The following is a 25,202-nucleotide window of genomic DNA, read 5'->3' on the forward strand; positions in this document are numbered from 1 at the left end:
ATGGCTATAAGCTTATTGGTTAATCTTTTCCTGTTTATCAACTAGTGTATAGGGTTGGATTAATAAATTCACCGATAAACCAAGAAGAGCTGATAATTTTCTAACCATTTCTACCTTCATAGGTCTTTTTCTATTGAGCACAAGACTAACAGTGGTTTTGCTTCCAATAGCTGGGATTAAGTCTTTGTCTTTTAGGCCTTTTCTTTCCATTGTGTCTTTAATGGCATCAATTGGGTCAGGAAGTGAAATAGGGTAATGTTCCTTTTCATACTTTTCTATTAGTGTCACTAATAATTCCGCTTCCATTCCTTCTGCACTATCGGGGTCAGCATCGAAAATTGTAGAAAGTCTTGCTAAAGCAATTTCATATTCTTGTTCCGTAGTGATTGTTTTTTCCCACTTCATAATTACTATTTGTCAATATTAATATTGTGCAACAATATTTGCATCAATTTTGTCGTATTCAGCATGTGTTCCAATAAACCTGATAAAAATCCACTGCCTTTGATAAGAAATCTGTGCAATAATTCTATATCTGTTTTTTGAAATTTTAAACACTATTCGCTTATTTTTCAATGTTTTAGCTTTTGAAAAATCATTAATCACATCCGATGGTTTTTGCCAGTTTGCACTTTTTGCAATTGAAACCCAAGTTTCTATACTTGTTTTAGCATCCGGATACTTTTCGTAAAATGCAATCAGATTTTTGATTGAAACGATATTTTTCAATACAGCTAACTTTACAACGATGGAAGGTAGGAAAAAGTTTTCAAATTGAAAACAAAAGTACGAAAATAATTTATTGAGGTTAAAACTATTTCTTAAAATTACTGATTATTGATTGAATAACAAAGTATTTAATCAAAGTAAAATCGATATAAACAATACAACCATAATGTTTTAATTGTATTGTGTTTGATTTAATGTATGTATTCTAATAAATTACCTTTAATAAATTTATTTAAGCTGTTAAAATTTTTGATTTTATTCAATTAATTTAAATGACATTCATTTTTTCCCAGCACAACAAGTAAACTTAACATAGCCCATTAACTTAATTGTTCCAAGTTACCGTAATTGGCAAGTAAAAATTAATTTTCTTTTTCTCTTACATTTCCATCCATCTAGGTTTAAGCAAGTTCCTGCCTATTTTATGTAATAATAAGATAAAGTATTTATGTAAAGGGGTGCTGTAAACCTAAAAATAAGAACTAAAAAACTACATAAACTTGATGGTCTAGTGTAATAATTGGCACAAAAAGATAAATGATCATGCCGGCTGGAAATTATAACTTTGTTTTCGAAAAAAAATAATATTAAAATTCAGTTATTTGATTGACTCTTTTTTAGGTAGTTATCCTCCTAATCAAGTCAATAGTTTGTCTACCTTTTAAGCCAAAATGAAAAATACAGCTGTTCTATTTATGTCCATTATGATGTTGATCCAAGGGTCAGTATCCTTCTGGATAATGGCTTCATTTTATGCAAATAGGGATTACATTATAAAGAATGAATGTGTTAACCGGTTTGTACCAAATAGTGCTTGTGGTGGACAATGTGTGTTAATGAAGAAGTTGCAACAGGAACAGGACAGAAAGCAAGATCAAGCCGAAATTGATTTAAAGGGATTTCATTTGTTTGTATATCTTGAAGAAGTTCTAGCAGCATATTTACCTGAATATAGGATTAATGTTTTTACCTATTTGCCTTACCAACAGTTGTTTTTTGGAAACAATCATTCTCGATCCATTTTCCGTCCGCCTATTGGGAAATATTCAGGTTATGATTTATGGAAAGGATTATAATACCGAAGTCCGTCAAAAACAAGACTAAGTCCCTTGTTGAACTTAGTACCTGAAATGCTTACTAAGCCCATGCGCTATAATTAATTGTAGGCTTACTGTACTATTTATTTCCTTGGTTTCTTCTTGAATAAGTATGCTTAGTAGGAACAGCAAGGCTCAATCCTGCATGCAATAGTTTACTTCAGAGATTAGAAATGTTATTGAGCATGGGGTAATTATAAATAATAATATAATAAAAATTGATAATAAAAATGAAAAAATATTTAGCTATTGGAACGATAGTTTTGGCTTCTATATCTTGTACAGAAACCGAAGTAGAATACATAGAAAAGGAAATTGAAATGGCCACTGCAGGTGAAACTACCCTTGTATTGGATGCGAGGTATGGTGATATTGATTTCGAGCTCAATAAACCGATGGATTATAAATTTGTTGAAGGAGATGAGGAAATTGACCTTAAATATGAATTTACGAATTTGAGGTATTGGGTAAGTAATGTGATATTGGTAAATGAAGATGGAGAAGAATTTTTAGTGCCTGATTCTCACTATCTCGTGGAAGAAACCAATGAGATACCTATTCAGGATGGAAGTTATAATAAAGTTTATCCTGCCAAAAAGAGAGAGGAAATTTCCATTTCAGATATTCCTGTAGGGAATTACACCGGAATCAAGTTTAGCATTGGTGTTGCACCGGAATATAACGATAACCTTTCTTTACAAGCCGGGGAGTTAAATCCACTTAATGGTATGTCAAAATCAAGTTGGCATTGGCATACAAGCTATATCTTTACTTCCATATCCGGAGAAATGGAAGTTATCAAAGATGAGCCGGAAGCTAAAAGTTTCATCTGGGAAGTAGGTTCAAATGATTACTACAGCCAGAAGGATATTCAATTTGATTCTCCCATAACCATAAGCTCTAAAACTACCTCTTCTATAAATCTTGAATTTGATGTTGAAAAGACCCTTGAAGTGGATGCTCCATGGGAAAACAATTTCATTGGGGCTAGCAAGCCTGATTTAATGGAGAAATTAACTAACAATCATATAGCGGCCATTTCATTGGTATCTGCCGATTTTGAGGTTAAATAAGTAAAAACAGTGCAATGTATGTTGTGAATTAAATATGTTGAAAATTCATTCATTACAATGGTTGTTGATGCTATTCGCAGGAGGCCTATTCATGGCCTCCTGTGATATTATTGGTGATGTAAATCCTCCTGAACCTCTATATAGCCCAACGCTAATTGGTATACAAGTTCCTGCGAATTTCCCTTCCCCGGTAGTAATGCCGGATAATCCAATTAGTAAAGAAGGTGTGTTATTGGGTAGAACTCTTTTTTATGATCCCGAATTGTCTTTAGACGGCAAAGTTTCTTGTTCCAGCTGTCATAATCAGGAGTTAGCATTTTCTGATGGGGTTTCCTTAGGGAATTTTGGGGTTTCCGGGAAGGAATTGGTACGTCATTCTCCAACCTTGATCAATATGGCTTGGATGGACCAAGGGTTTTTCTGGGATGGAGGATCCAAAAATCTAGAATCTCAAGCTTTTGGACCTTTAACACATGCCGATGAAATGGGGATGAGCCTTGATAATTTGGAAAAACGACTGACTGCTGATCCTGAGTATAGTGAATTATTTTTAAATGCTTTTGAGGATGGTCTTACTTTTCAAAATATAGCCAAAGCCTTAGCTCAATTTGAGCGAACCTTAATTTCATCCAATTCAAGGTATGATAAATACGTTCGAAATGAAAGGGGAGGAAACCTTAATGACCTTGAGTTAAAAGGATTGAATCTTGTTCAGGAAAAATGTTCAAGCTGCCATAGTGGAGAATTATTCACTGATAACGCCTTCCATAATAATGGTTTAGATAACAGCTTTACTGATGAATCCCACGAGTTGAGCTACCAAGGTAGGTATAGAATAACTTTTGAACTAGAAGACCTAGGGGCTTTCAAAACACCAACCCTAAGAAATACAATGGTTAGTGCACCTTATATGCATGATGGCCGTTTTTCCGGAATCGAAGAAGTTTTGGAACATTATTCCGAAGGAGTCAAAGCTGCCAAAACCACGAGTAGACTACTGTACCAAAACAATGGTAAAGCCGGCTTAGCTCTTTCTGATTCCGACAAGGAGGCAATAATCGCCTTTTTACATACCCTAACGGATGAGGAGTTCCTATACAACCCTGATTTCTCTGGGTTTTAATTTTTTAAAGCTAATAATAATACAACAGCGTCAAACATAGGCTTTAATCTGTCCAAAAGGAATTGTTATCTAGGCATTAAATTAACTCAAGTATTTTTTTCTAAATTTTTCCGGGCTATGGTTATCGTATTTTTTAAAGAAGGTTACAAAGTAGGAGGTGCTTTCAAAACCCAACGCATAGGCAATTTCATTCACCATATTGTCTGTATAGATCAATAGCCTCTTGGCTTCAGTGATTATTCTTTTCCTTATCAAGTCTCCTGCCGTTAATCCGGTTTCTTCCTTGCATAATCGATTCAAATAGTTTGCACTCACATTGAGTTTATCTGCATAAAAGGAGGGTAACTTTTCCTTTTTATAATGTTGGTCTATCAATTGTTCAAACTTCTTAATTTTACTACGGCCTACTGATTTTGATTTCTGATTACCCGAATAAGGGCATTGGCGTTCTAGTTCGAAAAGAATGATGTTGAGGTATGACCTCAATAAATGGGTATATTCACCTTTTTTCTGCTTGAATTCATTGTACACAAGGGATAATAATAGCTCACACTTTTCCCAATCTGCAGCCTTGATTCTCACAAAACATCCTCCTGATTTGTTAAGAAAAGTAAACCTACTCAATTGATTGTTATTGTACCTTAGGGAGAAGAAGTCTTCGGTAAAACAAATGATTTTTCCTTCAGCTTCTCTGTTGATACTGAGTTGATTAATGCTTCGTGGTTTTATGACAATGGCCTTGGTTTTGTCTAAGCGAATTTTCTGGTTGTCAACCATGACTTCTCCTTCTGCTTTTTTGATCAAAAGAAGTACATAGAAGTCTTGTTTGTGGGGATTTTCCAAATCCGGATATTCCTCTAATAAACCTTTCAAATCTTCTACCCAGAAATGCTCAATACCATCACCAAACAAGCCCATGTCACAAAAGGAAATGTCCATTTCCTGCATGAAATTTGATGTTTAGATAATAAAATTAGATGGATGATAAGTAAAAAAATATCAAGCTTTGGGCGGATGGAAAATACCATGGATATATCCAATATTGTAGGCTGAAGTGTAGCTTGGCTTATGGTGACTAATGGGTATTAATAAACTTTGATTAAGAGCATATGAACCCACTTCTGGACAAAAAAATTGCACCTCTTTTTCATTGAAGTTCTGTGAATTTTGCTCTTCCTTTTCATTCTCTGCCAATTGTTTATCAAGAAAACATACCCCTCCACACATTGTCATTGGCTCAAATCGGTTTTCACATAAGTTTTCTATAATATAGTCTCTCTGTGCATAGAAAGAGGCCATTATCCATAACTTGCTTGTGCTTTGGAGCATAAACAATAATACAAATAATATGGACAGTGACTTTCTCATTTATTTTCTAAAATTAAAAAATATATGTCGCTAAAAAAATAGTTTTAGGTCGGATTCAAGGAAAAATTAAAGGGTAAGATAATTATTGTCGTCCTTTCTCAGGACCTAACTGACCCATTTGGGTGGTTGTGAATAGGGCCATTTTTTGATCTGAGATGCCCGCCAACGTTTCCGGCCATTACCGCCTTCACTTCGGACAATATAGACAAGGCTATTTCTTCAGGACTCTCCGCACCTATATCCAGCCCCATCGGGCCAAAAATCAAGTTTTCTTCCTTTTCCTGAAGGGCAATATCCTGATTAGCTAATTGGTCCATTAACTTTAGCAGCTTTTTTTTGGGGCCAAGTACACCTATATAGGGGCATTTGTAAGGGTACAGACCTTTTAAAATTCCCAGGTCATAATTGAAGTTATGGCTCATGAGTACAACAGCTGTTTTCCGGTCCACTTTTAATCGGCCTACCACCTCATCTGCTTTCCCCGTCAATACTTCAATTGCCTCTGAAAAACGCGTAGAAGTAGCCAAATTACTTCTCCCATCTGCAATGACAATATCCCAACCCATGGCTTTGGCCAATTTTACAAGGGGCAATACATCATTCCCTGCACCAATGATGTTCAATCGGATGGAAGGCTGCATATTTTCCACAAAAGCAGTAAAATTTGTTTGTTCAATGGATTGAATTAGGGTTTTATTGTTAGTAAAAACAGTTGAACATGCCTCTAAAATGGAAGTTTGTACCTCGGTTTTTACTTGATTAAACGTTTGATTGTAAATGCTTTCTTTTTCTTGAAAAAGGAGCAGGGTGCCGGGTTGATTTGCCCTTTTATTTTTCAAATCAAATAGGGTAACCAGCACTTTAGGTGATCGGTTTGTTGTGCAGACTTTGAGCAATTGGATTGGATTATTTTTCCTGCTTTCCACGATTGGTTCAATCAATATATGGATAATTCCATTGCAGCCCAGACCTACTCCAAATTTAGCATCGTCATCATCTGTGGTGTCATAAGTGACAAGCATGGATTGCTGCTTAAAAATTACCATTTGTGCTTTCTTGAGCGCATCTCCTTCCAAACAACCGCCTGAAATTGCTCCTGTTAGGGCCCCGTTTTCCGTTATAAGCATTCTGGCTCCCGGTTGACGATAAGAAGATCCTTCCACTTTTACGACCGTAGCCAGTGCGGTTTTTTCATTGTGCTGCACTGCCAAATCATATGCTTTGAGGATTTCTTTTATTTCTTTCATGTCCCTACAAACCTGTTTGGTGAAAGTAAGTGATGGGAAATAGTTCTCCCTTTTTAAAAGTGTCTTTTTCCGGTGGCAGGCTAAGAAAGCCATCTGCCAAGGCCAAGTGTACAAGGTCTCCTGAACCTGAATTAATTACAGGCTCAGCAAGAATTTTTCCATCTTCAAAACTACTTTTAATAAGCAGATGGTTGGTTAAGGGCTTTTTAAATGTAACCTCTTTATTAAGGTAGGCATAATTACTTTTTGGAGAATTTCCCAAGTAATGATTGAACCAGCATTTAAAATATAGATGAAAACAAACCAGCGTGGAGCTGGGGTTGCCGGGAAAGCCAAAAATACTTTTAGTGGATTTAGTGCCAAATAAAAATGGTTTCCCGGGCTTTTGCTTTACGCCATGAATGTGTATTTGAATACCTAATTCCTCAAAAACATCCGGTAGAAAATCATATTTTCCCTTGGAAACAGCTCCCGAAAACATAAGCAGGTCATATTCTTCCAGCAGTTTCCCTATGGAAGCATTAAGCTGTTCCTTATCATCAGGCAGGTGAGTAGTATGTGCTTCAATATTCAAGTCTTTGAGTGCAGCTTGAAGCATATAAACATTTGAACGCCTAATTTGATGGGGAAGGGGTGTGTTCTGGATAGGTACCAGTTCATCTCCTGTAGAACAGATCATAACTTTTGGTAGTTGCGCCACTTCTACTTCAGTGTGACCGGTTGTGGCCAGAACGCCTTTTACACCGGGGTGAATCCAAGTGCCTGAAGAAAGCAATTGTTCACCCTTTTTCGCATCAATTCCTTTTTTATGTGTGTTTTGAAAAGCTTTGTGATCCGTAGAAATTAATCGAGCCACACCATTCTTGATGGTCAATTTTTCATAGGGAATGACACAGTCTGTATGCGCAGGTAAAACTGCACCTGTCATGACTTCCAGGCAATTTTCAGGATTATTCAAACTTTTTTGTTCTTGCCCTGCAGCCTGTATATCTTCGATTACAAATTGTTGACGTATTTGAAGCTGATCACTTTGAATGGCAATCCCATCCATGGCCACACGGTCGAAAGGTGGGGCATCACGATCTGCAAATATATTTTCTGCAAGCATACGGTTCAGGCAATTTTCAAAAGGAATCCTTTCTGTGGGGCCTTTTTTCGAAAATTTTAGCAATATTTCTTGGGCTTCACTTACACGTATCATCGGGTAAATTGTCTGGGTTTAAAGAAAAAACTATCCTCCTAAAAATGACATGGAATTTTTAGCTTGGTCTGAAACTTGATTTTCCGCTTCGAAACCGTCTTTCGCCTTATTTGCAACTGCTTCTAAAATCGAAGCTTTGAGTTGGTCCTCCCCACAGCCACTTCGTAATATATCTCTCAAATTGGTTACGGGTGGTCCATAAAGACATGTTCTTAATTCTCCGGTGGCAGAAAGCCTAATCCTATTGCATGTACCACAAAAAGTTCTGCTAAAAGCCGGAATTATTCCAAAAGAGCCTTTGAATCCAGGTATTTGGTAATTGACAGAGGTACTATTGGATCCATCAGTTATTTTTTGAATGCCGGGAAAATGGGCTTCAATATAATTGTAAAGGGCTTTGTAATTCCACTCAGGGATATCAAATTTATCGGTACCGTTGAAGGGCATTTCTTCCAAAAACCTGACCGACAAAGCATGATCCTTCGTTAGATTGATAAAAGGAACAATGTCCTCAATGTTCTTTTTTCCATCAATTACACAATTGAGCTTTACATTAAAATCCTGGGAAATTAAGGTTAAAATACAATTCATCACTTCCTGAAACTTATCCCTTCTTGTAATCTCAAAAAAGCGTTTTGGGTCCAAAGAGTCCAAAGAAATGTTTACCTTTTTTACCCCGAACTTGGCCAATTGATTGATTTGAGCCTTGGTAATGGAACCATTACTCGTGAGGGTTATTTCTTTAAGTCCTTGATTTTTAGAGAGCAATTCGATGAAGTCTAAAATGCCTTTCCTTACAAAGGGTTCTCCACCGGTAATTCTGATTTTTTTGACCCCAAGGTCAACAAATATGCGGGTAAGGTAATCTAGTTCTTCATAGCTAAGTAGGTCATTTCGCTGAACAAAATTCATTCCTTCCTCCGGCATACAATAATAGCACCTGAAATTACAGCGATCAGTCACTGATAATCTCAAATAATCTAATGCTCTACCGTATTTGTCGATTAGCTTTTGCTCCATATTAATTTGATGGGTAATTGGTTGACACCTTTTGGGCTAAGGATGTGCATTTACCCATACGGTTTGATCTGTAAAATATTCTTTTTTCCAAATTGGAACAGTCATTTTAAGTTCATCAATTAGGAACCTGCAAGACTCAAAAGCATCCTGTCGGTGTGCGGAAGAGGTCCCAATAACCACTACAGGCTCACCGACTTGTTTTTCTCCCAAAGCATGAATAATTAACACTTTTTTTAGTGGCCATTTCTCGATGGCCTGTTGTGCCAATTTTTTCATTTCCGAAATGGCCATAGGTTCATAGGCCTCAAATTCTAGTTTAACAACATCTTTTCCTAAAGCATGGTTTCTTACACTCCCAATAAATAGGTCCATGCCTCCGGCTTCTGGATCTTGTAAGTAGGAATATGCCTCATCCAAGACTATATTATCCACCAATTTAATGTGTATCATATTATCCGCCACTTACAGGTGGTATTAATGCTATTTCTTTCGCTTGCCCAATGGGTTGATCGTCCTCTGCATATTCCAAGTCAACCGCTATGCCAATACTGCTAAGATTTCCCATTCTTGGATATTGGTGCAAGATCCATTTTTTCAAATCCATAACAGTTTGTAGGGAAGGATCATTGGGCAAGGCCAATTCTCTTTGACCAACAATGTCCTTAGAAATTCCAAATAATTGAATTTTCATACCTTCAGTAATTTTCTTTAATCTAATGATAAAGCTAAACATAAGCATTCGATTAAACATAAAAATTGAGTATATTCTTAGGAAAATAACTTATCTGAGCCTCTCATTCCGGCAAGGTTAATTTATAGGTTTCCCATTCCCTTCTTGGTTTTATAGGTTTCGAAAAGTGTCCTCACCGCATGTTCACCTATAAAGTATGTCATAGGAAAAGGCTAGTTAGCTCACTAAATTTTTTATTAATGGTCCTATTTATTTAATGGTTTACTTCTCTTTGTAAGCTGAAAAGAAATAGGGTAATCAAAGTAAATTAAGGAAACAGGTACAACATTAAAGCAGGAAGTGATTAAAAAATACTTGATTGTATTTTTCGTTTGATAAATATTCACATATTTTTCTAAAAAGCTAAGGCAAATTAAAATATTTATAGGAAATATTATAAAAAATTTCAACTAATTAACAATCTTTTATAAAAAAATATTTTAACAGTATTATAACTGGTAAAAATAAAAGGTGATAGGTATAAATTGTGTATTTCAGGAAAAATTCATTACTTGTATTGTTTTATTTACCAATATATCAACCCAATGGACAATAACCTATCCGTTCCTGAGCTAGTAGGCTTATTGCAGACCGGAGATCAAAAAGCCTATAATAAGTTGTATAAACTATTCGGTCCTAAAATTCTTAATACTTGCAGGAAAATGTTTTTAAATCGGCAAGATTCAGAAGAGGTGGTGCAAGAAGTGTTTTTAAAAGTATGGGAAAAAAGAGCAACATTGGACAGTACTTTGTCTTTTAATGCTTACTTGCTCTCCATAATGAAGTCTAGGATTTTTAAGCGATCTAAAAAGCAGGCATTGGAGATTGCTTATCAAAAGTACAATATTCATTTTTTAAAAAAATCAGACAATAGTACCGAGGAACAAATTCTATTTGAAGAAATTAAGTCATTCTCAAACAGAGCGATTGCTTCACTACCCAAAGGACAAAAAGAAGTCATTTCCCTAAGGTATTCGGAACAATTGACCTCAGATGAAATTGCGGAAAAACTACATATCTCCAAAAGAACTGTTGAAAATCAACTGTATAAAGCTACTAAAAAGCTAAAAAAACAGTTTATCTCCAATGAATTAATTCCCTATGAAATGCTTTTAATATTGTTTATTTATTAAACAGACTTATAATTAGTTGGTTATTTTGTAAAAAAAATAAGAATATATTAAATATATAGTAAAAATAATAATTGACGTAAGTAAATGTAGGTAGTAGAGGATATATACCATATAAACAATTGGTTTTAGATGGATAACTTCACCAAAAAATGGCAAGATTTTCATGAAGGCAAACTTTCAAAAAAGGAAGCGATTGAATTTTTGCATTTTCTTGAAAGCGATCTTGGAAAAAGAAGCTATCAAAAACTACTGAAAGAAACTTGGGCTGAAGAGGAAGAAATTAAATCAATAAAAGTAACTCACCTTTCAAAACCTTCTCGCTCAAAGTCCAACAAAGACCTGCCTTCTAACAACACTGAAGATTTTTTTAATAGCTTTCATTCTACAAAAATTTCTGCGTTTAAATCTATTTTTAAATATGCTGCCTGTATAGTAGCATTATTATTGGTTTTAAAGACCCTTGATTTTTGGGCGGATGGGAATAAGGAAGAAAAGAAAGTTGAGCAAGAAGTTGTATGGCTTAGTAAATCCAATCCTCAGGGAATCAAATCTAAGATCTTATTACCAGATAGTTCAAGGGTTTATCTTAATGCAGGAAGTGAAATTAAATACCCGGAAAACTTTATAGTTAACCGACAAGTGATTTTAAAAGGTGAAGCATTTTTTGAAGTTTTTAGAGACAAAGATCATCCATTTACGGTAGAAGCCTCCCACATCAAAACACAAGTATTGGGTACCTCTTTTAATGTCAATTCAGTTTTTCCTGAATCCGTTGAAATTGGATTGGCCACAGGTTCATTAAAAATCTTAAACGCTAGCTCAGGTGAAGAATTAATATTGGCCCCGGGGGAAGCTAGCAATATAGCTTCCGGACAAGGAGAAATGATAAAATACAGTGTAGATCCCAAAAAAATCGCCCCATGGAAAGAAGGTATCCTGCATTTCAACAATGAAGATTTTGAACGAGTAGTCAAAAAATTGGAGAACTGGTATGGGGTTGAAATTACAGTTAAAGGAGAGATCCCCAAAGAAAAATGCAATGGAGATTTTCAGAAAAACACTTACCTGACAAATGTTTTAAATGTATTGGGCCATGCCTTGAATTTCCATTTTGATATAAATATGAACCAAGTAACTATAAATACCAATAATATGAATGAATAAGTAGTACAATAATTATTTCTAACCAATACCCAAAATTCCATGAAACATGTTTTATTTAACAAGTTTAATAGCCTAAAGTATAGGATACTTATCGTTGGGTTATTAAGCATAATCACCGTGCTGCCTACATCAGCTGCCAATACTGCCAAGAGTATTGAAGATGTAAAAATTAGAATGGATTTCCTTGAAGGAAATTTGAAAGATCTATTAAATAATATAGAAAGTAAGACAGATTATCGGTTTTTCTACACAGATCAGGCGATTGAAGATTCCGAAGTCCTTACCTTGGATAGAAGCAAGGGAACTGTCGCAGATATTTTAAAGGACTTGGCGCGTCTTAAAAACTTGCATTTCAAGCAGGTTAACAATAATATTAGTGTGAAGTATTTGGGGGAAAAACCAAATCAGAAAAAGGTTGAAATTATTCTGGAACGTGCTGACATCAACGTAAAAGGTCAGGTTACAGATAAATCCGGAGAACCTATTCCGGGGGCTGCCATATCCGTTATCGGAACCACAGTTGGCACCATAACGGACATTGACGGTAATTTTTCATTAACGGCTCCTGAAGATGGAGAGTTGATGGTATCTTATATAGGGTTCACTACGCAAAGGATTCAAATCAATTCCCGGTCCATCATTAATGTTACCCTGGAGGAGAACATCGCCGGCTTAGAAGAAGTTGTGGTGACTGCTTTAGGGATTAAAAGAGAGGCCAAGAGCCTGGGTTATGCTACTTCTACGGTAGAATCTGAAGAAATGACCATCAACAGGACCCCCAATTTTATCAATTCCCTTCAAGGGAAAGTTGCAGGGGTAAACATTTCTTCCATGGGTTCCGGACCTCAGGGTAGTAGTAAAATTAGGATTAGAGGGGTTTCTTCATTTGGAGGAAATAATAGCCCGCTTATCGTTGTCAATGGCGTTCCCATAGACAATACTAATTTTGGTGTAAGTGGAGATGTATCTGAGGTTGGAAGTAACAGGAAATCGGATAGTGGAGATGGATTGAGCAGTATAAACCCTGATGATATCACTTCAATGTCAGTATTGAAAGGTGCTGCTGCTTCTGCATTATATGGGGCAAGGGCAAAAGATGGTGTAATAATGATTACTACCCGAAACAGGGCCACAGGTTCAGGAATTCAAATAGAACTCAATACCAATTATACCAATGACACCCCGCTTGATTTTACTGATTACCAGTATGAATATGGACAAGGTGAAGGTGGACTAAGGCCAACCTCACCAAGACCGGTTTCTGGCGTTTGGAGCTTTGGGGAAAAAATTGAGCCCGGAATGACACAAATCTTATTTGATGGAATTGAAGTGCCTTACACTGCTCAACCCAACAAGATTAGAGATTACTATAGAAATGGTTCGACCCTTTCCAATACTGTCACCTTGTCCTCAGGAGGAGAAAATGGTGGCTTTAGTTTGTCAGTTGCAAACATGGACAGTAAAGCCATTTTGCCGGGCTCCAATTACAATCGAAAAACAATAAACTTGGGCTTTACCCAAAACATCAACAAGTTAACGGTTTCCGGAAATATCAATTATTCCAAAGAGGATAGAATCAATCCCCCCAATATAGCAGAGCAGGATTTTAGTCCTGTGGTCATTTATACACTTGCTAGTAGTATGCCTTTGGATTTATTGGAGCAATATGCATTTGATGAAAATGGGGATGAATTTCCTTATTCAAGGTTTACCAACAGAACCAATCCATACTTTGCCCTTTCCAGATTTGAAAACAATATCAGAGATAGGGTTTATGGAAATATAACTGCCAGGTATGACATTACAGATTGGTTATATGTTCAGGGTAGGTTTGGACAAGATTTTTATTCCAGAGATTCGGAATACAATTTACCAACAGGCTCTCAAAGACAATCATCACCACCTCCCGGATTTGTCAATGGACAATATGTTCAGGATATCAGAAGGTTTAGAGAGGTTAATACAGATTTTCTATTAGGAATGAATAAATCTTTTGGTGACTTTGGCTTAATGGTTAACCTTGGTGGAAACCAAATGTATAGGAGGTTGGATGTTAACACCCTTTTGGGAGAAAACTTCTATACCAGAGACCTTTATACCATAGGAAATGCCAGTAAGATTACTACCAATTACAGCATTTCTGAAAGACAAGTGAATTCCTTATATGGTAGCACTGAATTGTCTTGGAAAGGCTATTTATACTTAAATGGTACAGTTAGAAACGATTGGTTTTCTACCCTTTCTCCTGAAAATAGAAGTATTGTTTACCCTTCTATCACCGGTAGTTTTGTCTTCTCTCAGGCATTTGAAAACCTGCCTAACTGGATGACCTTTGGGAAAATTAGGGTGGCTTATGCGGAAGTAGGTAGTGATACAGATGTTCAGCCTTATGCAAACAATCTGTTTTACAATATCAACCAGCAGCAATTCCCCAACTCCAACGGAGTGGCACAGCCAGTGGGAAGTGTAAGTGGCTCAGTGGTGCCCAATTCCAATTTAAGACCCATGAGAGTTCGGGAAAAGGAAATTGGGTTGGAAATGACCTTGTTTGATAACCTGCGTTTTGAAGTTTCCTATTACGATAAGTTATCTTCTGATCAAATTCTGCAGGCTCAGATTTCAAATGGTTCCGGATATGTCAATCAATTGATTAATGTCGGGGAAAGTGAGAATAAAGGACTAGAAATGTATGCGAATATTTCACCTATAAAAACTTCTGATTTTGAGTGGAATTTTGGAGCCAATGCTTCTTATAATCAATCCAAAGTTTTAAGTCTTGGTGATGATGTTGAGGGTTCTTTTATTACAGTTGGATTGGCAGAGTTTCATGGCGAATTAAGGCAGGAGGTTGGGAAACCCATGGCGCAATTGTATGGCTGGGGTTACCTAAGAGATGACCAAGGAAGACAAGTTTTTGATCCGGACAGTGGTAGACCATTGAGATCAAATGAGCAATTAAACTTTGGTTCAGCAATCCCTGTATGGGTAGGCGGCTTTACGAATAGTTTCAATTATAAAAAGCTTAGCTTTTCCTTCTTGATAGATTTTAAACTGGGACACAAGTTGATTTCAGGCACCCATACCAATGCTTATAGACATGGGTTAGACAAGGCTACCCTTGTTGGTAGAGAGCAAGGATATGTTGTTGGCGATGGTGTTAACCCTAATGGGGAAATCAATACGGCTCAAGCTCCTGTACAGACATTTTATGAAACGATTCGTTCCGGAAGAATGTCTGAACAGTCTGTATTTAATGCCGGTTCATGGCAGTTGCGTCAGTTGACCTTGGGATATGACTTAACTGACTTGATTCCACAAAACAATTTTATCAAAGGATTGAGATTGAATGTTGTTTCAAACAATGTTGCGGTAATAAAAAAATGGGTACCTCATATCCATCCGGACCAAAATGGTATTATCTCCGATAATAGTGCAGGTTTGGAAGCTACCGGTTTACCGGTTACCAGAAGTATTGGTTTTAACCTGAATGTGAAGTTTTAATGACTTTGCTGCTAGCCATGAAATGTGAGTTACAACTAAATTAATTAGCGATGAAAAAGTCTAAAAAATCATATATATACCCTGTTATTTTGCTATTCCTTTTGTTCTCCTGTGATTCAGGATTTGATGAAATGAATACCAACCCGGTCAGGTTAACATCAATTGACCCCACCTTTCAATTAAACCAGGCGATCATTACCAGTTCTCCGGGTTACAATAATTTGACCTATGAAGTTACCATAGTTAGGCAAATGATTACTCCCTTCCAAGGTGTTGGAACAGGAGGGAATTTAAATCAAGACAATAGAGCTGCCACCCAAGGTAACTGGTATACCTATTATCAAACCATAATTAAAAATCTGGTGGATGGCTTATCAGCACTGGAGGATATGCCGGATAGAACCAACTTGGAACACATCTTGAAAATTTGGAAAGCCCATGCATTTCTAGTTTTGACAGATACCTATGGTGATATTCCATATACTGAAGCCGGAAAAGGTTATATCGATGGTGTAGTATTTCCTAAATATGATTCTCAGGAAAGTATTTACAATGCCATATTAAACGATTTAGAAGCTGCAGTCCAAGGACTTGATGCTTCCAAAGACGATATTGGTCAAGAAGTTATGTACAGTGGCAATATCATACAGTGGAAAAGGTTAGGGAATTCTTTATTGTTGCGTGCCGGAATGCGTTTGTCAAAAGTTGACCCTTCAGCAGCAGCTTCCTATGCAAGCAAGGCGGTTGCAGGAGGTTTGATGCAATCCAATGATGACAACGCTGTGGTTAGACACAATGCCGACTACAGAAATGGTGTTGGAACAAACTTGAATGGGGGGCAAGCCCCATTTTATTACCTTGATAAGGAATTTGTTGATTTCTTCAAAGCCAACGAAGACCCAAGGTTGACATCTATAGGAGTGAGATATATTGGTGCCCTTAGTGGCAACGACCAGGTAGAAGCCAATGCAGTAAGAGCTTTTGATGCACAAATAGGAATGCCTCAAGGTTATGACAATACCACCATCATCCCTGTAGTGGAAGATGAAGGACTTGCCAGCCTTTTTGATTATAGTCAATTGGATAGGAGCAGAATGGGAAACCCCGAAGCACCCAATTTTTTGGTAACTTATTCTCAAACTTTACTTCTTTGGGCTGAGGCGGCTTATCGTGGCTGGGCTCCGGGAGATCCGGAAGAGCTCTACCATGCGGGCATAAGAGCCCATATGGAACAAATGGCATTATGGGGTAATAATGTAGCCATCCCCTCTGATGAGATAGATGCCTATATTGCTAATCACCCTTTAGAGGTAGGAAAGGAACTGGAATTGATCAATACACAATATTGGGTTTCTTCCTTTTTAATAGGTCATGAAGCCTGGTCAAATTTCAGAAGATCCGGTTATCCCATATTAACTCCCAATCCATATCCAGGCAGTGATCTTAAAGAAGAAGACTTTATCAGAAGGCTTACTTATCCTGACGCTGAGTTGACGGTAAACAAAGATAATATAGATGTAGCCACCAGTAGAATGGGGCCTGATATTCTTGATACTAGGGTTTGGTGGGACGTAGAGCAATAGTATTTAACAACCTATTATTTCCTATTTAAAAACCTTGGCTATGTGTTGAAAATTCAATGACATAGCCAAGGTTATAAGAAATCAACTGAATTTCAGCTGAATATAAAATGGTGAGGCTGTTTTGTATGGATTGTTATTGACAATAAACCTAAAATGAAAAATATAAAAGAAAGATTAAAATCCGGTGAAACATTGGCCGGTTGTTGGCTAAACTTAGGCAGTTCTGTAACAGCAGAAATTGTGGGTTCATCAGGTTACGACTGGGTGCTGATCGATTTAGAACATGGTTCAGGTGAACAGAGCGATTTATTGCACCAACTTCAGGCCTTAGCGAATACTCCCGCTACAGCTTTGGTTCGGGTTGAGAGTCATCAAAAAGAAAGGATTCATCGGGTATTGGATCTGGGAGCCAATGGAGTTATGGTTCCTCAGATAAAAAAAGCAGCAGAAGCCAAAGCTGCCATTGCAGGAATCCATTATCCTCCTAACGGGGTGCGAGGCGTGGCAAAAATGGTCAGGGCAACAGGTTTCGGTAAAAACTTCGACGCCTATAAAAAAGGTACAATGGAAAACCTATTAGGGGTTATCCAAATTGAAACAGTAGAAGCCTTAGATGAGCTGGATGAAATTGCTGCGCTACCGGGTGTAGATGTGTTATTTATTGGTCCTGCAGACCTTACCATGGCTTTAGGAATAGATGGAGACTTGTCCCACCCTTTGTTTATAGACGCAGTAAAGAAAATTGTGAAGGCTGCAAAAAAGGCTGGTAAAGCCGTCGGTATTCTGCTTTTCGATCCCAACGATTTCCAAAAATACAACGACCTGGGTATTCAGCTTATCGCATGTGGAGCAGATGCTACCTTTGTAGCCAACGGTGCAAGGGCCATGGCTAGCCAGTTGAATTCGGCTAAAAATAAGAAAGGGTAAACTGATGTTGCAAGACCCTTTAATTATTCTAGTCATAGGGATGCTCATCGTAATCGGTGGCATCATAGTCGGGAAATTAAACCCTTTTATTGCGCTGATAGTGGCTGCCCTGGTGGTGGCTTGGTTGACTCCTTCAGCAGCTATAGTTGACTTTGCATTAAGCAAGGGCCAATCTGAATCGGCGGCACAAGCTTTGGCCAATACCTCAATCGGAGAACGAATTGCTGCGGCTTTCGGAAGCACAGTAGGAAAAATAGGTATTTTAATAGCCATGGCTGCCATCATTGGTAAAGCCATGTTAATGAGTGGTGCTGCAGAACGGATCGTAAGGTCTATTCTAGGATTGACAGGTGAAAAAAATGCCCCTTTGGCATTCTTGAGCGGTAGTTTCTTCTTGGGCATACCTGTTTTCTTTGATACTGTTTTTTACTTGATGATACCACTGGCGAAAGCCATGGCCATGCGGCTGAAACAGAGTTATTTATTACTAGTATTGTGTATAACAGCAGGAGCAGCCATGGCCAATTCACTGGTGCCACCAACTCCTGGGCCTCTATTTTTAATTGCTGAAATGGATATTCCCATAGGCATGATGATGGTGGGTGGTTTCCTAGTGGGGTCGGTGACCATTATTGTAGGTTATTTCTTTGCTGTGTGGGTAAATAAAAGAAATCCAATTCCATTGAGGGAATCTATTGATGCTCCTTTAAGTGAAATTGAAGCGCTGGCAAATAAAGATGCTGCTCAATTGCCATCATTGGGAATCTCTTTGTCTCCAATATTGGTGCCTTTAGTGCTGATTACAGGTAGTGCTATGGTCCACACTTTTATGGATGTGGACAGTGCCGGAAATAGCAATGTTTTGATCTTAATACTTCAGTTTTTTGGAGAGAAAAATATGGCGTTAATCATGGGGGCTATGGCTGCCTTGTTGACACTTTATCTTCAAAATCAAAAAGCTGATAAAGGGATGAAAGGGGCTGTTCAGTCTGCATTAACTAGCGGTGGAGTTATTATTTTGATAACCGCTGCAGGTGGAGCTTTTGGCGCCATGTTGCAACAAACAGGGATTAGTTTAAGAATTGCCGAGCTTACATCAGGCTATCAAATGGCCCTAATACCTTTGGCATTCTTTATCACAGCTTTGGTGAGAACCGCCCAAGGTTCTGCTACTGTGGCCATGATCACTGCATCCGGTATTTTATCGGGTATGTCTACCACCGGCCTGGATTTTCATCATCTATATTTAGGATTGGCTATAGCTTGTGGATCTAAATTGGTTCCATGGATGAATGACAGTGGATTTTGGATTGTATGTAAAATGAGTAATTTAACTGAGAAAGAAGCTTTGCGGACTTTTTCTCCTTTGCTTACGATTATGGGAATTGTAGGATTGGTAACCATAATGATAGCCGCAAAAATATTTCCTTTAGTTTAAAATTATTAACCCAAAGTAATATGAAAGACATTTTAAAAATTTTACAGCGGAGAAGGTTTATGAAGCTATTTGCTTCCGGTACAGCCGGAGCGCTCACAACGGCTAGTGTAGCTTTAGGAGCAGATAGGTCAACACTGAAACCTGCGAACAGAAAGGCAAAAAAGGTTTTAATGAAAGTAGGCTGCCAGTCCGGTGGGACTTCAGAAGAGAACTTGGCCTTTAAAGCCAGGCATGGTGTTTATAATATGGATGGAGGCATGCCAAAATTTATTCCGGGAAAAGGCTGGGATCTGGAAGATTCCTTGAGAAAAAGGGATGCATGTGAAAAATATGGTATCAGTTTAGATGCCTATCATCTTCCGCTTACTTCGGCAGGAATTGACCGTGTGTTGGTTCCCAATATCATGTTAGGAAAAGCCCCTGAAAGAGACAGAGAAATTGAGATGATTCAGCAGATGATTCAGGTTTCAGCCAAAACAGGGGTTAAATTATTGAATTATAACACCACCATTTTACCTGTTTTACGAACAGGAAGAACCATTGATCCTAAAAGAGGAAATGCTTCTTACAGTACCTGGAATTATGAAGAAGCCCTCAAAAGGGAGCAACCAATGACAGTAGCGGGGAATGTGGATGCCGATGAAATTTTTGAACGCATAAAATATATGCTGGATAGGGTTGTTCCGGTGGCAGAGGAATATAAAGTTCAGTTGGGAAACCATATTGCAGATCCACCAGTACCGGATCAATACAAGGGAATAATGCGATGGAATAGTCCTGAAGTTTTTGAAGGAATGAAGAGGTTTGCTAAATTGTCGGACAGTCCCTATCATGGTTTTAATTTTTGCATTGGCTCCATTGCAGAGGGGCTTCGAGATCCTAAGAATGATATTTTCCCAATTATAGAATATTTCGGTAAGCAAAAGCAAATATTTAATGTACACCTAAGAAATATTAAAGGAAATTATAACAATTTCCAAGAAGTATTTCCGGACAATGGAGAGATGAACTTTTTCCAAGTAATGCGGGCCTTAAGAGATGTAGAATTTGACGGGATGGTGATGCCCGATCATGTCCCAAAACACGAAGCTGAAGGTTCGGGTGAACAAGCTTTTGCTTTCGCTTATGGACATATTATAGGCATTCTTCAGGCTTTAAAAGATGAGGCCGAAAACGCTTGATTAACAAACGACTATCAATAAGAATTAATAAGTGACCAATTAAAATAAAACGCAACTATTATGAAAAAAGTAGGATTTATAGGATTAGGAATCATGGGAAAACCCATGGCCATTAACTTAATTGATGCAGGGTATGATCTTATCGTATTGGATAGCAACAAGGCAGCGGGAGATTTAACCCAAAAAGGCGCAAAAGCCTATTCCACCTGTAAAGAAGTAGCCGAGAATGCAGAAATTATTATCACCATGCTTCCTGATTCCCCTGAAGTAAATGAAGTTGTTTTTGGAGAAGGAGGGGTTTTGGAAGGTATTCAGTCAGGTGCTGTGTTTGTAGATATGTCTACCATTGCTCCTTCCACTGCCAGAGAAGTTGCGGAGGCCATGCTTAAAAAAGGTGTAGATGCTTTAGATGCGCCTGTTTCAGGTGGGCAAGTAGGTGCAGAACAAGGAAATCTTTCAATTATGGTAGGAGGAAAGCAGTCAGCTTTTGACACTGCCAAGCCATTGTTTGAGGTGATGGGAAAAAGTGCAGTGTTGATAGGTGATGCCGGAGCCGGACAGATGACCAAAGCCTGCAATCAAATGATTGTGGGAATGACCATCCAAGCTGTAGCAGAGTCTTTTACTTTGGCCAAAAAAGCAGGAGTAGATCTTGAAAAAATGAGAGAAGCATTATTAGGTGGCTTTGCCCAGAGTCGAATTCTAGACCTCCATGGTCAAAGAATAATTGATCGAAATTTTGAGCCGGGTTTTAAGATCAAATTGCACAGAAAAGACATGAATATTGCCTTAATGGCGGGCAAAGAATTTAAAGTGCCACTGTATGGTTCAGCGCTTGTAGCGAGCCATATGGATGCTGTATTGGCTGCGGGAATGGATGAAAAAGACCATAGCGCCTTGGCATTGTTAATGGAAAAATTTTCCAATGTGGACTAAACCTTCAAGTCTAAAATTATGAACAATAATCTATCAGGTAGGGGGCCGATCATAAAGGATATGGTCATTACCCCTATTGCGATTAAGGATCCTCCCTTACTTAATGCAGCAGGATTACATGCACCTTATGCATTGCGAACAATAGTTGAGTTGATTACTGAGGATGGAATTGTTGGAATTAGTGAAATTCCGGGAAATGATGCCATCAATGATTCTTTAGCAGAAGCAGCCCCATTAATTATTGGAAAGGATGTCTATCAGCTTAATCAATTGCAAGCTTCAATTAATGCCTATTTTGGTACCGATACAAGTAAGGATAGGGGGGATGCACCTTGGGATCAAAGAAAACTGGTGCATGTTTTCTCGGCATTGGAAGTAGCCTGCCTGGACATTATCGGCAAAGTAGTAAACCGACCAATAGTAGACCTGTTGGGAGGAAAAATGCGAGATGCTGTGCCCTTTGCGGCCTACCTTTTTTATAAATATGAGGGTGCCGGAGGGTCACTGGGTTTTGGTACCGATAAAAATGCCACAGGCTGGGATGCAGCCAGGCAGGATGAGGCCATCAACCCTGAAGGAATTGTTGCTCAAGCCCAAGCCATGTGCAAACACTTTGGGTTCCAATCTATAAAATTAAAAGGTGGGGCCTTTCCACCGGAGGAAGAAGTGGCCGCCATGTTTGCTTTGCATGAAGCATTCGGAGATAAAATGCCATTAAGGTTTGATCCCAATGCCATATGGAAGCCGGTAACAGCCCTACAATACGGTAAAGAAATGGAACCCATTTTAGAGTATTTGGAAGATCCGGTTCGTGGCCAAGAAGAAATGGCCAAGTTAAGAAAAGCCATTCAAACTCCCCTTGCTACGAATATGTGTACGACCTCATTCGAGGAAATTCCTGCGAGTGTTCGTTTGGGCGCGGAAGATATCATATTGAGCGATCACCATTTTTGGGGTGGGTTAAAAGCTTCTATGGAATTGGCCAAGCTTTGTAGTACATTCGGAAGGAAACTTTCCATGCATTCCAATAGCCACTTGGGGATTTCCTTGGCAGCCATGGTACATTTAGGGGCTGCCCTTCCTGAAGTCCCATATGCCTTGGATACCCATTATCCATGGCAATCAGAAGAGGTGATTTTAGGTGGAAGTATTCCCTTTGTCAATGGCTCAGTTGAAGTACCTAAAGGTGCCGGACTCGGGGTGGAACTTGACCGAAAAGCTTTGGCAAAGCTTCATCAACAATACCTTCAAGCTGGTTTGTCAAAAAGGGATGATCAAATTGAAATGCGAAAAGTTCATCCTGATTGGACTTTTCAAAAAGTCCGTTGGTAAAAAGGTCTTTTTATACCCATCTCTGTGTTGAGATGGGTTATTATTATTGTATTACTTTAAACCGGTTTTGCATGAAAAAATGGATGTCAATAGTTTTAGGATCTATTATTTTTTTCCTAGTTATTATCCCCGGAAATGGGCAACAAATTAGTAAGGAAGAGATGCTGTTTCTCACGCCAAACTGGCTTGGAGAAAGGTTTGAAGATGGTCGCCCAAAAGTCTCCGATGAAATTCTGGACAGGATGAAGGCTGTAACACATGAGGAAGCCTGGGCGGTTTTAAAGAATGAAGGTTATAAGTACCAATATGCAGAAAACTGGCAAACCATCCATTCTGATAGCGTTTTGGTTGGGAGGGCCTTGACAGCCACTTTTATGCCTGGAAGGCCAGATATCCATGACGCAATTGATAAAAGGGGGAAGGCTGAGGGGAAAAGAGGACAAAATAGTTGGCCTGTAGACCTATTGGTGCCCAGAGATGTATATGTGGCCAACCAATTTGGCCTTCACAAAGGAGGACCAACAATAGGCGATAATGTTGGCAATGCCATATATGCCAAGTCAGGTAATGGGATCGTCTATGATGGGGCAGTTAGAGATATCAATGGCTTAAAAGCGATTGGTGGATTTGTTTCCTTCTTTTCCAGCTATCATCCTTCCCATCACAATCAGGCCGGCGATTTAAATACCATGTTAATTGGAATCAATACACCTACGCAAATTAGACAAGTAACTGTAATGGCCGGGGACGTGGTTTTAGGAAGAGATGGGGCAGTTACTTTTATCCCTCCTCATTTAGCCGAGAAGGTAGTAATTACTTCAGAGGTGGTTCGGCTTAGAGATATGTTTGGCCACAGCAGGCTTAGAGAAGGAGTTTATACTGCGGGACAGATCGATACCCGCTGGTCTCCCGAAATTGAAAAAGATTTTTCTGAATGGCTCAATAAGCACAAAAAAGATTTACCAATTCCTAAGGAACAAATTGAAGAAATTCTTAAGGAAAGGACCTGGTAATTCTAAAAAATTAAGTCCCTAATGAATAGTCTAATAGGCTATTATACTATTCAATGGGCTATTTATTGAATTATATTTAAAAACATTGACTTTATTTCAATGATTGATTTAACCCAAATGACCTAACATGAGCAAAAACCTAAAAAGAAGATCATTCTTGTCAAAAGCCGCTTTATCGGGAGTGACCGGAGCCGCTTTTTTATCCGGATACGGATCCTCTCTTTCTGCAGCTGTAGAAAAGATGCCAGCTTATTCCAATCCTTCTGACTTAAAGATTACCGATGTGAAATGTGGCTATGTGAGGGGAGCATTGTATGTAAAGGTTTATACCAATCAAGATATTTATGGATGTGGAGAAGCAGTTGATGCCATTCATGGTACTTACCACCTTGTAAAAAGACTTGGTGGACAAATCAAAAGTGAAAACCCACTTAACCCCAATCGACTTGCTGAACAGTTAAGGAAGGGAGCATTTTTCGGAGGCGCTCAATCGGGAGTATTTGTGGCTGTACTAACAGCCATAGAAACAGCCCTTTGGGATATTACGGGTAAGGTGTTTGGTGTCCCTGTCTACCAGTTGTTGGGAGGGAAATTTAGAGATAAAATCAGGGTGTATTGTGATACTGCGCTGTACACATCCAGAAATCCAAGCCCTCAAGATTATGCGCAAGCTGCCAGGGGAGCAGTGGATAGAGGCTATACTGCGGTTAAGTTTGATGTAGATGATGGGAGAGATCCGAACAAATACGATAGGTTTAACTGGACGGCAAGTCCGGCCGAGATTGATCGGATGTACAATGCCATAGCTGCTGTAAGAGAGGAAGTTGGAAAGAATATTGATATCTGTGTAGACATGCATGGCAGGTATGATTATATCACAGGAGTGAAAATGGCCCGTATGTATGAAGACCTCGACTTGATGTGGCTGGAGGAGCCCATTCCTGCAGATAACCCCAAGCTTTATCAACAGCTTACCCAACAAACCAGTACGCCGATCTGTACCGGAGAGAATGTCTATTTGGCCTATGGCTTTGTCAACCTGCTAAGTGAAGGTGGGGCGGATATAATTATGCCTGATATTCAGAAAGCAGGGGGCCTTGGTGAAGCACAAAGAATAGCCAACCTTTCTAATTTGTTTTATGTGCCCTTTAGTCCCCATATGGTTGCTTCATTTTTAGGAGCCATGGCATCTTGCCATGTCTGTGCTTCCGTTCCTAATTTTCAAATCATGGAATGGCAAATTTATATGGACACAGACCAGATGTGGCAAGACATTGTGAGTTATGAGGGAGAAAGGACGGTAGATGGATTTATTAAACTTTCCGAAAAACCCGGAATAGGAGTGGAAATTAATGAAGAAGGCATGAAAAAATACGCAGTGAAAGATATTCCTTTTTTTGAATAAT

At 38.5% G+C, this 25,202-nt stretch carries 23 protein-coding genes; 14 read left to right on the plus strand and 9 right to left on the minus strand.

Features of this window, described 5'->3' with window-relative positions; all coding sequences use genetic code 11:
- Window positions 1-12: 12 nt before the first annotated feature.
- Window positions 13-405: a type II toxin-antitoxin system HigA family antitoxin gene (locus Q4534_RS00630; RefSeq protein WP_303611227.1), complete on the minus strand. Its 393-nt coding sequence runs from the start codon at window positions 403-405 to the stop codon at window positions 13-15.
- 18 nt (window positions 406-423) lie between these two features.
- Window positions 424-729, minus strand: a complete 306-nt coding sequence (locus tag Q4534_RS00635) for a type II toxin-antitoxin system HigB family toxin (RefSeq protein WP_303611228.1) — start codon at window positions 727-729, stop codon at window positions 424-426.
- A 671-nt stretch (window positions 730-1,400) separates the two neighbouring features.
- On the opposite strand from Q4534_RS00635, the gene Q4534_RS00640 reads away from it, so the two are divergent.
- The 3 genes from Q4534_RS00640 (at window position 1,401) to Q4534_RS00650 (ending at window position 4,022) form a co-directional block, all read left to right on the plus strand.
- The gene (locus Q4534_RS00640) at window positions 1,401-1,805 is read left to right on the plus strand and encodes a hypothetical protein (RefSeq protein ID WP_303611229.1); all 405 of its coding nucleotides are present in this window, start codon (window positions 1,401-1,403) and stop codon (window positions 1,803-1,805) included.
- A gap of 251 nt (window positions 1,806-2,056) precedes the next feature.
- Window positions 2,057-2,899, plus strand: a complete 843-nt coding sequence (locus tag Q4534_RS00645) for an MbnP family protein (RefSeq protein ID WP_303611230.1) — start codon at window positions 2,057-2,059, stop codon at window positions 2,897-2,899.
- Between the two features lie 34 nt (window positions 2,900-2,933).
- Window positions 2,934-4,022 carry a cytochrome-c peroxidase gene (locus tag Q4534_RS00650; protein ID WP_303611231.1) on the plus strand — a complete coding sequence of 363 codons (1,089 nt, stop codon included), beginning with the start codon at window positions 2,934-2,936 and terminating at the stop codon, window positions 4,020-4,022.
- 81 nt (window positions 4,023-4,103) lie between these two features.
- On the opposite strand, the gene Q4534_RS00655 is transcribed toward Q4534_RS00650, so the two are convergent.
- From Q4534_RS00655 to Q4534_RS00685, 7 genes are all read right to left on the minus strand, one after another.
- Window positions 4,104-4,970, minus strand: coding sequence for a helix-turn-helix domain-containing protein (locus Q4534_RS00655; protein ID WP_303611232.1), 867 nt, complete (start codon window positions 4,968-4,970; stop codon window positions 4,104-4,106).
- Between the two features lie 51 nt (window positions 4,971-5,021).
- Complete coding sequence (locus Q4534_RS00660; protein WP_303611233.1) at window positions 5,022-5,390, minus strand: hypothetical protein; 369 nt, start codon at window positions 5,388-5,390, stop codon at window positions 5,022-5,024.
- 98 nt (window positions 5,391-5,488) lie between these two features.
- The gene (locus Q4534_RS00665; protein ID WP_303611234.1) at window positions 5,489-6,637 is read right to left on the minus strand and encodes an XdhC family protein; all 1,149 of its coding nucleotides are present in this window, start codon (window positions 6,635-6,637) and stop codon (window positions 5,489-5,491) included.
- 4 nt (window positions 6,638-6,641) lie between these two features.
- Window positions 6,642-7,838 (minus strand): molybdopterin molybdotransferase MoeA, encoded by a 1,197-nt coding sequence (locus Q4534_RS00670; protein ID WP_303611235.1) that lies wholly within the window; start codon window positions 7,836-7,838, stop codon window positions 6,642-6,644.
- A 30-nt stretch (window positions 7,839-7,868) separates the two neighbouring features.
- Complete coding sequence (gene moaA, locus Q4534_RS00675; protein WP_303611236.1) at window positions 7,869-8,858, minus strand: GTP 3',8-cyclase MoaA; 990 nt, start codon at window positions 8,856-8,858, stop codon at window positions 7,869-7,871.
- Window positions 8,859-8,894: 36 nt separating this feature from the next.
- On the minus strand, window positions 8,895-9,308 hold the full coding sequence (locus Q4534_RS00680) for a molybdenum cofactor biosynthesis protein MoaE (protein WP_303611237.1): 414 nt from the start codon (window positions 9,306-9,308) through the stop codon (window positions 8,895-8,897).
- A 1-nt stretch (window position 9,309) separates the two neighbouring features.
- Entirely contained in the window at window positions 9,310-9,549 is a 240-nt protein-coding gene (locus tag Q4534_RS00685) for a MoaD/ThiS family protein (RefSeq protein WP_303611238.1), read from the minus strand.
- 584 nt (window positions 9,550-10,133) lie between these two features.
- On the opposite strand from Q4534_RS00685, the gene Q4534_RS00690 reads away from it, so the two are divergent.
- From Q4534_RS00690 to Q4534_RS00740, 11 genes are all read left to right on the plus strand, one after another.
- Entirely contained in the window at window positions 10,134-10,721 is a 588-nt protein-coding gene (locus tag Q4534_RS00690; RefSeq protein WP_303611239.1) for an RNA polymerase sigma factor, read from the plus strand.
- Between the two features lie 129 nt (window positions 10,722-10,850).
- Window positions 10,851-11,885, plus strand: a complete 1,035-nt coding sequence (locus Q4534_RS00695; RefSeq protein ID WP_303611240.1) for a FecR family protein — start codon at window positions 10,851-10,853, stop codon at window positions 11,883-11,885.
- 39 nt (window positions 11,886-11,924) lie between these two features.
- Entirely contained in the window at window positions 11,925-15,386 is a 3,462-nt protein-coding gene (locus Q4534_RS00700; RefSeq protein ID WP_303611241.1) for a SusC/RagA family TonB-linked outer membrane protein, read from the plus strand.
- Between the two features lie 50 nt (window positions 15,387-15,436).
- On the plus strand, window positions 15,437-16,969 hold the full coding sequence (locus Q4534_RS00705) for a SusD/RagB family nutrient-binding outer membrane lipoprotein (protein WP_303611242.1): 1,533 nt from the start codon (window positions 15,437-15,439) through the stop codon (window positions 16,967-16,969).
- A gap of 153 nt (window positions 16,970-17,122) precedes the next feature.
- Entirely contained in the window at window positions 17,123-17,896 is a 774-nt protein-coding gene (locus Q4534_RS00710) for an HpcH/HpaI aldolase/citrate lyase family protein (RefSeq protein ID WP_303611243.1), read from the plus strand.
- 4 nt (window positions 17,897-17,900) lie between these two features.
- Window positions 17,901-19,334 carry a GntP family permease gene (locus Q4534_RS00715; RefSeq protein ID WP_303611244.1) on the plus strand — a complete coding sequence of 478 codons (1,434 nt, stop codon included), beginning with the start codon at window positions 17,901-17,903 and terminating at the stop codon, window positions 19,332-19,334.
- Between the two features lie 20 nt (window positions 19,335-19,354).
- Window positions 19,355-20,515 (plus strand): mannonate dehydratase, encoded by a 1,161-nt coding sequence (locus Q4534_RS00720; protein WP_303611245.1) that lies wholly within the window; start codon window positions 19,355-19,357, stop codon window positions 20,513-20,515.
- Window positions 20,516-20,575: 60 nt separating this feature from the next.
- Window positions 20,576-21,451 (plus strand): 2-hydroxy-3-oxopropionate reductase, encoded by an 876-nt coding sequence (locus Q4534_RS00725; protein ID WP_303611246.1) that lies wholly within the window; start codon window positions 20,576-20,578, stop codon window positions 21,449-21,451.
- 18 nt (window positions 21,452-21,469) lie between these two features.
- Window positions 21,470-22,783: an enolase C-terminal domain-like protein gene (locus tag Q4534_RS00730; protein WP_303611247.1), complete on the plus strand. Its 1,314-nt coding sequence runs from the start codon at window positions 21,470-21,472 to the stop codon at window positions 22,781-22,783.
- Window positions 22,784-22,866: 83 nt separating this feature from the next.
- Window positions 22,867-23,796 carry an RraA family protein gene (locus Q4534_RS00735; RefSeq protein WP_303611564.1) on the plus strand — a complete coding sequence of 310 codons (930 nt, stop codon included), beginning with the start codon at window positions 22,867-22,869 and terminating at the stop codon, window positions 23,794-23,796.
- Between the two features lie 127 nt (window positions 23,797-23,923).
- Window positions 23,924-25,201 carry a mandelate racemase/muconate lactonizing enzyme family protein gene (locus tag Q4534_RS00740; protein ID WP_303611248.1) on the plus strand — a complete coding sequence of 426 codons (1,278 nt, stop codon included), beginning with the start codon at window positions 23,924-23,926 and terminating at the stop codon, window positions 25,199-25,201.
- Window position 25,202: the final 1 nt, after the last annotated feature.

It is taken from the genome of Cyclobacterium sp. 1_MG-2023, from assembly GCF_030546805.1.
GTDB lineage: Bacteria > Bacteroidota > Bacteroidia > Cytophagales > Cyclobacteriaceae > Cyclobacterium.